This window comes from Bacillus sp. ISO11, from assembly GCF_003458115.1.
Lineage (GTDB): Bacteria > Bacillota > Bacilli > Bacillales > Bacillaceae_G > Bacillus_A > Bacillus_A cereus.
The window spans coordinates 1-13,560 of record NZ_QXCO01000007.1 but is presented as its reverse complement, the minus strand read 5'-3'; the positions used below and the strand labels follow the sequence as shown (position 1 = coordinate 13,560).

Below are 13,560 nucleotides of genomic sequence, written 5' to 3'. Positions count from 1 at the left end.
ATGATACGAACACTTATATCAACTTATTCTATCTTTCATGCTTGTATACCTACTAACATTTCTTAGTAAAATAAGGGCCGCACCATCTATGTTCATGAGTTTTTACAAAAGTCCAAGTGAACTCCTTATCTACAATATAGATATCACCCTTATACATATCGTCCCTCTCACACAATATATCATCCATATGTAACAAACTCGCATCCTTTATTAACAGTACCTCATCACAGTGTTGGTAGAAAATGTAGCAATCCTTTTTCACTTCATTATGAAACGCGTTCTTTGCTTCTTTACCCTCTAAACACTTCTTTTTCTCATAACTAAATATGTGCCAAAGATACCCACATCCATACTTATCTCCATAAAGAAAAATGTCTTCTTTTTCTTCATCACTTAAATGATTTGCAAAGTGATCCTCCCAGCGCTTTCGAAAATATACACCCCAACTTCGAAACTCTCTTACTTTCATATTTTTCTTCCTTAACACCTCTAAAAACTTCATCTTCTCCCCCTATACAATAAAAACCGAGCGTCATTTCCACCCGGTTTTCATCAATAAACTTATTGCGATAATTCTACTTCTTTTATTTTCTCTTTCATTCTTGCTTTATCACGATTTAAAATCTCTTTTAAATATTTACCTGTGTACGAGCGCTCTTCTTTCACTACTTGCTCTGGCGTTCCGGAAGCAACGATTTGTCCACCTTTATCTCCGCCCTCCGGTCCAAGGTCAACTATATAATCAGCTGTTTTTATCACATCTAAATTATGTTCAATTACAAGTACCGTCTCACCGCTCTCAACAAGACGTTGCAACACTTCTAGAAGACGTGCAATATCATGCGCATGCAAACCAGTCGTTGGTTCATCTAAAATGTATAACGTACGTCCTGTAGAGCGACGGTGTAATTCAGAAGCTAATTTCACACGCTGTGCTTCCCCACCAGATAATGTTGTTGCTGGTTGACCTAATTTCATATAACCAAGCCCAACGTCTACAAGCGTTTGAAGTTTACGCTTAATTTTTGGGATATTAGCGAAGAACTCTACTCCATCTTCAATTGTCATCCCTAACACTTCAGAAATATTCTTATCTTTATATTTCACTTCTAACGTTTCACGGTTGTAACGTTTACCATGACAAACTTCACACGGAACGTATACGTCTGGTAAGAAGTGCATTTCGATTTTAATAATTCCATCACCACGGCACGCTTCACAACGTCCACCTTTTACATTAAAGCTGAAACGTCCTTTTTGATATCCGCGCACTTTCGCTTCATTCGTTTGTGCAAACACATCACGAATATCATCGAATACACCTGTATACGTCGCTGGATTAGAACGTGGTGTACGACCGATTGGTGATTGATCAATATCAATTACCTTATCTAAATGTTCAAGACCTTTAATCTCTTTATGAGTACCTGGCTTCGCTTTCGCTTTATATAACTTTTGAGCTAGCGATTTATATAGTACTTCATTAATCATCGTACTTTTACCAGAACCAGATACCCCTGTTACCGCTACAAACGTACCAAGCGGGAATGACATTTTCGCATTCTTTAAGTTATTCTCTTTTGCGCCGACAATCTCTACTTTACGTCCATCACCTTTACGTCTTTCAAGTGGAACTGGAATAAACTCTTTACCGCTTAAATACTTCCCTGTTAATGAATTATCATCTTGCATCACTTCAGCCGGCGTCCCTGCTGAAACGACCTGTCCACCGTGAATACCTGCACCAGGCCCTATATCAAGTAAATAGTCAGCAGCCATCATCGTATCTTCATCATGTTCAACAACAATTAACGTATTACCTAAATCGCGCATTTCTTGCAATGTACGAATAAGACGATCGTTATCACGCTGGTGTAAACCAATTGAAGGTTCATCAAGAATATAAAGTACGCCAGTTAGACGAGAACCAATTTGCGTCGCTAAACGAATACGCTGCGCCTCACCACCTGATAAAGTTCCTGCGGCACGACTTAACGTTAAATAATCTAAACCAACGTTCACTAAGAACCCAACGCGCTCCTGAATTTCTCTTAAAATTAAATGAGCTATTTTTTGTTGCTTCTCCGTTAGCTCTACATTCGAGAAGAATTCTTGTACTTCTTGAACTGAATACTTCGTTACGTCAGCAATCGTTTTATTGCCAACAAATACAGCTAAGCTCTCAGGCTTTAAGCGTCCACCTTTACACTTCGGACAAGCTTGTTCTGCCATATACTTTTCCATTTGCTCACGAATGTAATCGGAGCTCGTTTCACGATAACGACGTTCAATGTTTGGAATAACACCTTCAAATAAAATCTCATTTTCCTTTACTTGACCAAATTCATTTACATAGCGGAAATAAACCTTCTCTTCCCCGCTTCCGTACAACACTTTATCAAATAAATCTTTCGGTATATTTTTCACAGGCACATCCATATCAACGCCGTAGTGATTACATACAGATTGTAAAAGTTGCGGGTAATATTGTGAACTTGTCGGTTCCCAAGGTGCAATTGCATGTTCATTTAATGATAAATCCCAGTTCGGGATAACAAGCTCTAAATCTACCTCTAGCTTTGAACCAAGTCCATCACAAGAAGGACATGCTCCGAACGGACTGTTGAATGAGAACATACGCGGCTCTAATTCTCCGATTGAAAAACCACAATGCGGACAAGCATGATGTTCACTAAATAGAAGTTCCTCTTCTCCCATTACATCAATTAACACTCGGCCTCCGCCAAGCTTTAATGCACTTTCAAGTGAATCAGCAAGACGGCTTGCGATTCCTTCTTTTACAACAATACGGTCAATTACAACTTCAATGGAATGCTTCTTATTTTTATCTAACGTAATATCCTCAGATACATCAAGCATTTCACCATCAACACGTACACGAACATATCCTTGCTTCTTAATATCTTCAAGTACTTTCACATGTGCACCTTTACGCCCAGACACGATAGGAGCTAACACTTGTAATTTCGTACGTTCAGGATATTCAAGAACACGGTCTACCATCTGCTCTACTGTTTGTGATGTAATTTCAATCCCATGATTTGGACAAATTGGCGTACCAATTCGCGCAAATAATAAACGTAAATAATCATAAATCTCCGTTACCGTTCCGACAGTTGAACGTGGATTACGACTCGTCGTTTTTTGATCGATTGAAATCGCTGGTGACAATCCTTCAATCGTGTCCACATCCGGCTTATCCATTTGTCCTAAAAACTGGCGCGCATACGCAGATAATGATTCTACGTATCTGCGCTGCCCTTCTGCATAAATCGTATCAAATGCTAATGATGATTTCCCCGAACCAGACAATCCCGTTACAACGACAAGCTGATTTCTCGGAATGGTTACATCAATATTTTTTAAGTTATGTGCTCTAGCACCTTTTACAACGATAAAATCCTTGCTCTTACTCACTTTTTTCACCCTTCCGCTTTTAATTCTAATAGTAAATCTCTTAGTTCAGCTGCACGCTCGAAGTCTAACGCTTTTGCTGCTTCTTTCATCTCTGCTTCCATCTTCGCAATTGTCTTTTCGCGCTCTTTTTTCGTCATTTTCTTAGAAGGAGTTGCTTCGTATGTTTCTGTCTCTTCAGCAGCTGTCGTTGCACGGATAACATCACGAACGCCTTTTTGAATCGTTTTCGGCGTAATACCATGCTCTTCATTGTAAGCTTCTTGTATACTACGACGACGCTTCGTTTCTTCAATCGCAATTCCCATAGATTTCGTTATACGATCTGCATACATAATAACGCAGCCGTTTTCATTACGCGCGGCACGACCAATTGTTTGAATTAATGAACGTTCTGAACGCAAAAATCCTTCCTTATCAGCATCTAAAATAGCGACAAGTGATACTTCCGGAATATCTAATCCTTCTCGCAATAAGTTAATGCCGACAAGTACATCAAATTTACCGAGGCGAAGATCACGGATAATTTCAATACGTTCTAACGTTTTAATTTCAGAGTGAAGATAGTTAACTTTAATTCCTACATCTTTTAAGTAATCCGTTAAATCCTCTGACATTTTCTTCGTTAAAGTCGTAATTAATACACGTTCATTTTTTGCAATGCGATCTTGAATCTCTCCTAATAAATCGTCAATTTGCCCTTCAATTGGTCGTATATCAATTGGCGGATCTAAAAGTCCTGTTGGACGAATAATTTGTTCTATTACTTCTGGTGACTGCTCTAACTCGTACGGTCCTGGCGTTGCCGAAACATAAATAACTTGATTCGTTTTCTCTTCAAACTCATCAAACGTAAGCGGCCTATTATCTAAAGCCGAAGGCAGACGGAATCCATGATCTACAAGCACTTGTTTACGTGCTTGGTCCCCGTTATACATCGCTCTTACTTGCGGTACTGATACGTGCGACTCATCCATAACGATTAAGAAATCTTTCGGGAAATAGTCTAATAACGTATACGGCGTTGCCCCCGCTGGACGAAGTGTTAAATGACGGGAGTAGTTTTCAATACCTGAACAAAAGCCCATCTCGCGCATCATTTCTAAATCATAACGTGTACGTTGCTCTATACGCTGCGCTTCTAACAACTTACCGTTATCATTTAACTCCTTTAAACGCTCTTCTAATTCTTTTTCGATATTTTCAATAGCGACCTTCATTTTCTCTTCACGTGTAACGAAGTGAGATGCTGGGAAGATTGCTACATGATCACGTTCTGCTAATACTTCACCTGTTAACGCATTTACTTCACGAATACGATCGATTTCATCACCGAAAAATTCAATTCGAATACAATGCTCATCAAGTGATGCCGGGAAGATTTCAACTACATCTCCGCGTACACGGAATGTACCACGCTTGAAATCAATATCATTACGTCCATACTGTACATCAACAAGTTCACGAAGCAATTGATTGCGGTCTTTTTCCATACCAACTCGAAGCGAAACAACTAGCTCGCGGTATTCTTCTGGAGAACCTAAGCCATATATACACGAAACACTCGCAACGATAATTACATCGTCCCGTTCAAATAATGCAGACGTTGCCGAGTGACGCAATTTATCAATTTCATCATTAATCTGCGCATCTTTTTCAATAAACGTATCTGTTTGCGGCACATACGCTTCTGGCTGATAATAATCGTAGTAACTAACAAAATATTCAACTGCATTATTCGGGAAAAAGTCTTTCAACTCACTATACAACTGCCCTGCTAACGTTTTATTATGAGCCATAACAAGTGTTGGCTTTTGCACTTCTTTAATGACATTTGAAATCGTAAATGTCTTACCCGTTCCTGTCGCTCCAAGCAACACTTGCTTTTTCTTTCCACTATTAATTCCCTCTACAAGCTTCTCTATAGCTACCGGCTGATCACCTTGCGGGGAATACGCTGAGACAATTTCAAATTGACGTTCCAAGAAAATCCGACCTCCTCATAAAAATCTGTATTATTATTTTACCACGAATACCTATAAAAAACCTAAAAAAACGAACAGATATTCGGTAAAGTTTTCGACAATATACACATAGAAAAAGGAAGGAGTAAATACCTCCTTCCTCTACTAATTCTTTTTTTTAGGTACATATACTAAGTCATATCCATTGCGCCCAGCTTCATTCATACAATCTATTAACCGATAAGTACTTTCTGATTCGCGCTGCTCTTTAACAATACCTTTACAACTATCTTTATGTAACCCTTTATCCTTCCCAGCAAATTTGTCTTTTCTATTATCTGACACATAAAATATATCGTTCCCACTATACTCTAACGTTTGAAAAATCGGGTCCCCTTCAAGGGTATACTGTACAATTCTTATTTTATCAACTTCCCTTTGCTCGACATTCAAAACGAACTTTTCAAATTTATCTAGATTGAGAATTCCTGCTCCCTTTACAATGACATCATTCTTCTTATCAATTGTAGTGCTAGATGGTGAACATGCTACTAAACTAAAGAGAAATAGACTTATAAAACTGGTTCTTTTTCCTATTGTCATCCTCTCCTATAAAAATTATTTGTATACCAGAAAAGCTACTTTCAATTATGAAAGTAGCTTTTCTTTTCCTTTCTCCTTCTTCGGAAAAATCACATATGAAAATGAAATCGCTGTATCAACTAAAAATATAATCGCCCACACTTGACTCACGCGACTTGCAGCTTTATTTAAAACGATTCCCGATTCTAACCAATTACTCCATTGTTCAAATGGAATAAATCCATACGCGAAGAAAAAGAATATGTGCACACCAACGAATAAAACAAGATGTAATACCCAATTTTTTATTTCCTGCTTTGCATAGGCCATACCTGTTAATTCTACCTGTTCTTCAATAATAGGCGCCGGTTCATTACGCCATTTCGCAACTGATTTTTGTACAAATATATCAAGCTTCTTTAAATCCTTTTTCCCGTAGAAAACTGCATATAATAAAATGATTACAGTAATAATCTGAAAGTTAGAGAACTTTCCTGTTTGATAATAGTCCACTACCCCTAAAGTTAAAATAAATACTTCATTTACGAGGAGTACAATCCCCATAATAAAACTCGCTCTTTTCAAACGGAATCCGTAGCGAAGTAAAAAGAAACCGATAGCTGATAACCAAAATACAATTTCTGCCCCAATTAAAAAATACCAACGATATTCTGCGAGTATACTCATTTATCCTTCTCCCTTTCATCATAAATACGAAAAGCCTCATCCATATATGCTAAAAGTTCTTCTTCAATTGGATACATGCTCATTTTCTGTGAATCTTCCTTCGATTTTCTAACTTCCCATAACTTATCTAAAAACGCTTCGTCACCATTAGCCATTTCTAAACATTTCTGCATTAATTTCTTCGTTGCCTCTTGTACTTCATCACTTGCGACTTCTTTACCGTCTTTCATAAAAGTACGTAATTGCTTTAATAAATCTACCCATTCTAAAACATTCGGATCTTCCTCACTCATATTTGGCAAATTCTGAAGCAATTTTTGTTCTTCCTTTGAAAATACTTCATTTTGAAATATTTCACGTATACGAGGAGACTGTTTTGAAAGCTGAATAAGTTCAAACATAACTTTCCAATCAAGTTCTCCCTCTACATCTACCGAATAAACAACTGCTTGTAAAACACGCTCCATTCGATTAAATTTCTTTTGTTCTTCCTGTACAAACCGAAGTTGTTTTTCAAGCGAATTTTTTAAATCCAGCTCACCTTTTACTAACATATTCGCAGCTTCTTTTAATGAAAATCCCATTTCTTTCAAAAATAAAATTTGTTGCAAACGAATAACGTCATTTTCACTATATAACCGATGTCCACCCTCTGTTTTTCCGCTCGGCTTTAATAAATCTATTTGATCATAATAACGTAGTGTACGTACTGTAACCCCTGTTTCTTTCGTCAATTCTTGTATTGAAATCACTACCATCACCTCTTCCCTCTCATTATAAAAGATGACGTTACGTAACTTTCAAGCGTTTTGTAAAAAAAATACAAAAAGCTGTTTATACAAAGTGTATAAACAGCTTTTATGGAAATAACCCCTTTTGTATGGCGCGCCCACAAAATAAAATAAGTGCCCCAACAACAACACTCGTTGCCGTTTTATGATAATGGGCTAATAATAATAAATAATACGATAAACCTACAGTACCAATCATAATACAAATGCTCGGCACTGGATTACGAGAAAAGTTTTGCATTCCCCAAAGAAGCGAAAATATAGCTGTAGCGACACATAACACCGGTAATCCCATCCCAGTTCCCCTTTTTCTATCTATTATTCCTTGTTGCTAACACGCTCGTTGATGCGATACTAATTAATAAATCAAAACCAATCCTTATATATTTAAACGTTTACTCTAATTGAAATCTCTCAAGCTTATCATTTATTTTCTTTCTCCTTACTCCAGCGTAAATATTTCCTCCACCTTCACTCCAAAATACTTGGCGATTTTTAAAGATAACTCTAGACTCGGATTGTAATGATGGTTTTCAATCGCCACTATCGTCTGCCGCGTCACTTGCATCGCCTTTGCCATTTCAACTTGCGTTATATGATTTTGCTTTCTTAACTCTTTTATTTTATTTTTCACACCCATAGGCTCCACCTTCAAAAGTAAAGATATCTTTACTTAAATTATAAATATTTTCCAGTTATAAGTAAAGATATCTTTACAAATTTTAGAAAAACGTTTCACTGAACACCTACTCTAATAAAGTACAAGAGTAATTCAATTTATATCAGCGCAACTTAAATTATATCGGCGATTTCCCAAATATATCAGCGCAACTCCATTTATATCGGCGATTTTTCAAATATATCGACTTACCGACAAATATCGACATCCGTAGCGCTACTATAATCATAAGAAAAAGCTGTCCCCAAATACCTTCGGGAACAGCTTCTTCCTACTACATAAATCCTAACGCATATACAAGAACGTATCCAAGAACCGATAAGCAAATCGAGCCAATCAGCCCCGCCACGAACGCTTTGCTTCCTAACTTACGGAACGTTTTAAACTCTACATTTAAACCAAGTCCTGCCATCGCCATTGCGATTAGCATATAAGCAATGACAACAATGTATCCCGCAACAACTTCTGGAATAATCCCGAGCGAATGCACGGCACTCATCGCTAAAAATCCGAAAATGAACCATGGAATTGGAAGGTCGCGCCACGATCTTTTTTCCTTGCTTCCTTCACTCTTTCCAAACCATAATCCAATTAAAATTGCTACTGGTACGAGCATTGCAACGCGCGTTAGCTTCACGATAACTGCGATGTCTATAGCCGTACTTCCTCCTGGCGCCGCGGCTGCGATAACATGAGCAATTTCATGCAGCGTGGCCCCTGAGAATACACCGTAACCATATGGAGATAGGCCAAGCACTGGATATAATAACGTATAAATAAGCGTAAATATCGTACCTAAAATAGCAATAATTGCAGCCCCAACTGCCGTTTCATCATCTTTTGCTTTCACTTGCGGCGCAATTGCCACGACCGCTGCCGCCCCGCAAATTGCTGTACCACATGCTGTTAAAATCCCAAGTTTCTTTTCTACCTTAAATACTTTCGTTAGTCCATATACAACGAAAATCGTAAATGTAATAACAACCGCTGCGATGACCAATACTTTCGGCCCTGCCTTCGCAATATCAACAAGATTTAATCGCATTCCAAGTAAGATGATTCCAAAGCGCAGCAACTTCTTACTCGCAAAGTTCGTCCCTGCAATCGCATCTTGAGGGACTCCAATTGCCGCACGCCAAACCATCCCAATTAGAATAGCAATTACTAATTGTCCCATAATATTTAAAAATGGAAGCTCTGCTAAATATTTCGCGGCAATTGCGATTAATAATGTAATCCCAATTCCTTGCGAAAATCCAAAACGCTTCTTCTTTTGTATAACAAGTGTTTGTTCCATTTTGAACCACTCCAATAATCGTATTGGAACATGCATGTTCTTTCTACTTACATTATAAGAGAGTTTCTATAATAAGTTTAATACCAATACCAAATCTCTATCATTAGAAATACTTATGATAAGATAATAGAAAAAGAAAGGAGCCCATTATATGAACGTAGACATTTTAAAAATTTTTGTTACTGTCGTTGAACAGAAACACTTCTCCCGTGCAGCAGAATTATTAAACCTTTCACAGCCTGGAGTAAGTATGCATATACGCAACTTAGAAAACGAATTTGGCACTACACTTATTCAACGCTCCCCGAAGCACGTCCAAGTTACTGAAGCTGGAAACATATTATATATACATGCAAAGCAAATGCTCTCTCTTTACGAAGATGCTAAACAAGAAATTAATGAACTACATAACGTTGTAACAGGAACACTTCGCATTGGTGCTAGTTTTACAATTGGCGAATACTTACTTCCAAAAATACTGGCTAACTATGCGAATGAAAATCCACACGTCGAAGTTCATACTTTCATCTCAAATACAGAAGACGTTTTGCAAAGCCTTCGCTCTAATCAAATTGATATCGGCCTAGTGGAAGGACAAGTCGTATACGCCGACGTAGATGTTGAAACATTTATGCAAGATGAAATGAAGCTCGTCGTCCCGCCAAATCATCCATTACTCCGCACAAATGAAATAAATGAAAGTACACTCCAAGATCAAGTATGGGTATTAAGAGAAAGTGGTTCTGGTACACGCGCTTATAGTGACCGCTTTATTCATCAACACCATTTAAAAATGAAACGATTCTTTACATTCAGTAGTATCCAAAGCGTAAAGGAAGCTGTTAGTGCCGGGCTTGGCATCGCTATCCTTTCTGATTGGACTGTACGGAAAGAGCTATTAGCAAAAGAACTATTCCACGTCGAAGTTCCAAATGAACAACTAATCCGTCCGTTCTCCATCGTGCGCGGTAAATATTTCATTCCATCTAAAGCCATTCAAGTGTTCTTAAATCATGTAGATTCTTTTGCGAAAAAACAGAGTTGACCTTCACATTAGTGTGAAGGTTTACAATACATGTAAAAGGAGTGAAATACATTGCGAATTGGAGAATTATCAAAAGAAACTGGCGTTAGTGAAAGATCACTAAGACATTACGAAGAAAAGGGCTTACTCCCTTCTAAGCGCCTTGCAAATGGTTACCGTGATTTTGATGAAAGTGCCATCGAAAAAGTGGAGCTTATTCAAATGTACTTACAAATTGGCTTAAATTTAGAAGAGACGGCAAGGATGCTGCGCTGCCTTGAAATTGAACCGCACCTGTACGACAATCCGTGCAGCAGTATCCTTACGCTTTACGAAGATAAACTCAATGAAGTAACAAAGCAAATCTCATTGCTTTCCAACATCCAAACGAATTTGCAAAAACACGTTTCACTCCTAAAACATGCAAAAGAAAAGGGATGATTACATGTTTGTTATACATGGCAGTTCAAGACAAAACGGAAATACAGAAGCTTTAACACATATGATGATAGAGGACATTGAAACAGAACAAATTTATTTGCGTGATCATACCGTCTATCCTATTACAGACCAACGTCATGATGCAGAAGGATTCCAATCCGTAAATGATGACTATGAGCAGTTAACGAAACGCATGCTAGAACACGACACGATTATCTTTGCTACACCATTATATTGGTACGGAATGAGTGGACATATGAAAAGTTTTGTTGATCGCTGGTCACAAAGCTTGCGCGATACATCCCTTCATTTCAAAGAAAAAATGAAAGGCAAAAAAATGTATGTTGTCATCGTTGGCGGGGACAACCCAAAGGTAAAAGCATTACCGCTTATTGCTCAATTCCAATATATCTTTGATTTTGTTGGCTCTTCATTTGAAGGTTATGTTATTGGGAATGCGAATGGACTGGATGAAATTAAAAACGATGCTGAGGCGCTGGCAAAAGCACAATTGTATAATGATACATTCAAAAATAGCGAACAGAAATAAGTTTGACAAACCCTTTTGTATGCGCATACAATAAAAGTAATATTATGAAAGGAAGGTACTTTGACCAATGAAGTTCTAATTCTCTTATTTATTTCATCCATCACAAATAGTGAACAAAAATGATGAAAACTAGCAGGGGATTAGTCTGTCCATTTGTCGATACTTTCTTTCGAAACGATCATGTAAAAAATCGTTTATTTATGTACGATTTTTTACATACAAGGGCGACGTTTATCCTCTCTAGTGAAACTAGGGAGGTTTTTTTATGACTATTTTATTCGCAAGTAATATTGAAAAGAGCTTTGGTGATCGCACACTATTTACATTACCATCACTGGAAATTCAAGCACAGGATCGCATAGGAATTGTCGGAGTCAACGGAGCTGGTAAATCTACGTTATTACAAATATTAAGTAAAGAAATAGAAGCTGACAGAGGCATAGTAACTCATCATAGTTCTATCAGCATCATTCCTCAGCTTAGCGAAGAACTACCGGAAACTGCTTCTTCTCTTGCAAAAGGAAAATGGAGTATTTCAAACGTTACCGACGCAATGAGCGGCGGTGAACGAATGCGGCTAAAGATCGCCCATGCTCTCGAACAAAATGCAGGCATTTTATTCGCTGATGAACCAACAAGCCACTTAGATATGGTCGGTACAGAGCAATTAGAAAAGGCACTTTCATCATATAAAGGAGCACTTGTTTTAATATCGCATGATCGTGAATTTCTAGATAATATATGTACCAAAATTATTGAAATTGAAGACGGTACTATTCAAGAGTACAAAGGGAATTATTCAAACTATCGAAAACAAAAAGAACGTGAACGAATACAAAAACAAGCAGAATATGAGCAATATGTACAAGAAAAAAATCGTTTAGAACAGTCCATTCTACAAAGAAAGCAACGTGCTTCTAACATGACAAAAATCCCAACGCGGTTCAGTTCATCTGAATCTAGACTTTATAGGTTAAGTGGGGCTCATGGCCAAGAACAGGTTAGCAAAGCAGCGAAGGCATTAGAGACACGTCTCGAAAAACTAGAAAAGAAGGAAAAGCCAAAGGATCTTTCTCAAGCTCAATTTGACGTGCAATACCATACTCCCATTCATAGTAAGGTGGCAGTACAATTCAATAAAGCAACAAAGAAAATAGGCGACCGCACACTATTTAAAAATATGAATGGAACTATTGCCCCTGGTGCAAAGCTTGCCGTTTTAGGGGCAAATGGAAGCGGCAAAACCACTTTGTTCAACATGCTTCTCACAAACGAGCGTGGCATGCAGCTATCGAAAAGTTGTAAAATTGGATACTTCGAACAAACATTATCTATTTTAAAAACAGATAAAACCATTTTAGAAAATGTTCTAGAAGAAACAAACTATACAGAAGCATTCGTTCGCACAATACTTGCACGACTTCTATTCCGCCGTGAGGATGTTCATAAACCTGTGCACGTTCTAAGCGGGGGTGAACGAATGAAGGTTGCACTCGCAAAAGTATTTTTAGGAAACTATAATATGCTTCTGCTAGATGAACCGACAAACTATTTAGACTTAGCAACACAAGAAGAATTAGAAACCATGTTACAAGAATATCCTGGCACAATACTTTTCATTAGCCATGACCGTGCCTTTATTCGCTCTGTTGCAGACCATATTCTACAAGTAGATGAGAGTGAACCAAGAATCTTCCACGGTAATTACGAGCAATACACAAAAAGAACCACCGGAGCTTCTGTAAACGTTACTGAGCAAGAATTGTTACGATTACAAACAAAATTAACAGAAGTCATCGGCCGGATTTCCATTTCAAATCATCACGATGACATCACATCTCTCGAACAAGAATACGCAAAATTATTAACTCAAATTCAAAAATGTAAAGAAGCGCTCTAATGTCTTCCCTATATATCGACGGGGCCTTCCACATTTCCCAAGAAATATTGAAACTTCGACATACAAAGTAAAAAGCCGTGCATTGAAGTGACCCCTAAAAGTTAGACACGGTTATTTCATTAGGCAGCTTGATAAAAATGAGTCCGGTATTGCACCGGGCTCATTTTTAATTTTGCCTTTATCCGTTTTGTATTGTAATAATCTATATAT

14 protein-coding genes are annotated in these 13,560 nt (G+C 37.8%); 4 read left to right on the top strand and 10 right to left on the bottom strand.

The annotated features are described in order from the left end of the window. Positions 1 to 52 precede the first annotated feature (52 nt). The 9 genes from D1166_RS09165 to D1166_RS09125 all read right to left on the bottom strand — a co-directional run bounded on the left by D1166_RS09165 (position 53) and on the right by D1166_RS09125 (position 9,435). Positions 53 to 502, bottom strand: coding sequence for a DUF4275 family protein (locus D1166_RS09165; protein ID WP_000670208.1), 450 nt, complete (start codon positions 500 to 502; stop codon positions 53 to 55). A gap of 59 nt (positions 503 to 561) precedes the next feature. Next, positions 562 to 3,438, bottom strand: a complete 2,877-nt coding sequence (gene uvrA, locus D1166_RS09160; protein WP_000045583.1) for an excinuclease ABC subunit UvrA — start codon at positions 3,436 to 3,438, stop codon at positions 562 to 564. A gap of 5 nt (positions 3,439 to 3,443) precedes the next feature. After that, positions 3,444 to 5,420, bottom strand: coding sequence for an excinuclease ABC subunit B (gene uvrB / locus D1166_RS09155; RefSeq protein WP_098595733.1), 1,977 nt, complete (start codon positions 5,418 to 5,420; stop codon positions 3,444 to 3,446). Positions 5,421 to 5,564: 144 nt separating this feature from the next. Next, positions 5,565 to 6,002, bottom strand: a complete 438-nt coding sequence (locus tag D1166_RS09150; RefSeq protein ID WP_016110955.1) for a DUF4362 domain-containing protein — start codon at positions 6,000 to 6,002, stop codon at positions 5,565 to 5,567. 45 nt (positions 6,003 to 6,047) lie between these two features. Then, a complete protein-coding gene (locus D1166_RS09145) occupies positions 6,048 to 6,668 on the bottom strand; it encodes a hypothetical protein (protein WP_098595734.1) in 621 nt (206 codons plus the stop codon). Next, positions 6,665 to 7,426, bottom strand: coding sequence for a MerR family transcriptional regulator (locus tag D1166_RS09140; RefSeq protein ID WP_000260337.1), 762 nt, complete (start codon positions 7,424 to 7,426; stop codon positions 6,665 to 6,667). Before D1166_RS09140 ends, D1166_RS09145 begins: the two co-directional genes overlap by 4 nt. A gap of 100 nt (positions 7,427 to 7,526) precedes the next feature. Then, positions 7,527 to 7,754: a hypothetical protein gene (locus D1166_RS09135; RefSeq protein WP_000524139.1), complete on the bottom strand. Its 228-nt coding sequence runs from the start codon at positions 7,752 to 7,754 to the stop codon at positions 7,527 to 7,529. A 147-nt stretch (positions 7,755 to 7,901) separates the two neighbouring features. Continuing rightward, entirely contained in the window at positions 7,902 to 8,099 is a 198-nt protein-coding gene (locus D1166_RS09130; RefSeq protein WP_000538364.1) for a helix-turn-helix transcriptional regulator, read from the bottom strand. A 313-nt stretch (positions 8,100 to 8,412) separates the two neighbouring features. Beyond that, entirely contained in the window at positions 8,413 to 9,435 is a 1,023-nt protein-coding gene (locus D1166_RS09125) for a YeiH family protein (protein WP_098595735.1), read from the bottom strand. Between the two features lie 151 nt (positions 9,436 to 9,586). Between D1166_RS09125 and D1166_RS09120 the strand changes: the two genes are divergently transcribed. The 4 genes from D1166_RS09120 (at position 9,587) to abc-f (ending at position 13,350) form a co-directional block, all read left to right on the top strand. Then, positions 9,587 to 10,480, top strand: a complete 894-nt coding sequence (locus D1166_RS09120) for a LysR family transcriptional regulator (RefSeq protein WP_001099987.1) — start codon at positions 9,587 to 9,589, stop codon at positions 10,478 to 10,480. A gap of 51 nt (positions 10,481 to 10,531) precedes the next feature. Then, positions 10,532 to 10,900 carry a MerR family transcriptional regulator gene (locus D1166_RS09115; RefSeq protein ID WP_001219199.1) on the top strand — a complete coding sequence of 123 codons (369 nt, stop codon included), beginning with the start codon at positions 10,532 to 10,534 and terminating at the stop codon, positions 10,898 to 10,900. Between the two features lie 4 nt (positions 10,901 to 10,904). Continuing rightward, a complete protein-coding gene (locus D1166_RS09110; RefSeq protein WP_118043287.1) occupies positions 10,905 to 11,450 on the top strand; it encodes a flavodoxin family protein in 546 nt (181 codons plus the stop codon). Between the two features lie 265 nt (positions 11,451 to 11,715). Continuing rightward, complete coding sequence (gene abc-f / locus D1166_RS09105; protein ID WP_118043286.1) at positions 11,716 to 13,350, top strand: ribosomal protection-like ABC-F family protein; 1,635 nt, start codon at positions 11,716 to 11,718, stop codon at positions 13,348 to 13,350. A gap of 119 nt (positions 13,351 to 13,469) precedes the next feature. Here abc-f and D1166_RS09100 read toward each other — a convergent pair. After that, positions 13,470 to 13,560, bottom strand: a 91-nt coding sequence (locus D1166_RS09100; RefSeq protein WP_130953558.1) for an IS3 family transposase, incomplete at its 5' end; no start/stop codon positions are given.

Coding starts and splice junctions, on each gene's coding strand:
- D1166_RS09120 (WP_001099987.1), top strand. CDS start 9,587: ATGAACGTAGACATTTTAAAAATTTTTGTTACTGTCGTTGAACAGAAA.
- D1166_RS09130 (WP_000538364.1), bottom strand. CDS start 8,099: ATGGGTGTGAAAAATAAAATAAAAGAGTTAAGAAAGCAAAATCATATA.
- abc-f (WP_118043286.1), top strand. CDS start 11,716: ATGACTATTTTATTCGCAAGTAATATTGAAAAGAGCTTTGGTGATCGC.
- D1166_RS09125 (WP_098595735.1), bottom strand. CDS start 9,435: ATGGAACAAACACTTGTTATACAAAAGAAGAAGCGTTTTGGATTTTCG.
- D1166_RS09145 (WP_098595734.1), bottom strand. CDS start 6,668: ATGAGTATACTCGCAGAATATCGTTGGTATTTTTTAATTGGGGCAGAA.
- D1166_RS09140 (WP_000260337.1), bottom strand. CDS start 7,426: ATGGTAGTGATTTCAATACAAGAATTGACGAAAGAAACAGGGGTTACA.
- D1166_RS09110 (WP_118043287.1), top strand. CDS start 10,905: ATGTTTGTTATACATGGCAGTTCAAGACAAAACGGAAATACAGAAGCT.
- D1166_RS09135 (WP_000524139.1), bottom strand. CDS start 7,754: ATGGGATTACCGGTGTTATGTGTCGCTACAGCTATATTTTCGCTTCTT.
- D1166_RS09150 (WP_016110955.1), bottom strand. CDS start 6,002: ATGACAATAGGAAAAAGAACCAGTTTTATAAGTCTATTTCTCTTTAGT.
- D1166_RS09165 (WP_000670208.1), bottom strand. CDS start 502: ATGAAGTTTTTAGAGGTGTTAAGGAAGAAAAATATGAAAGTAAGAGAG.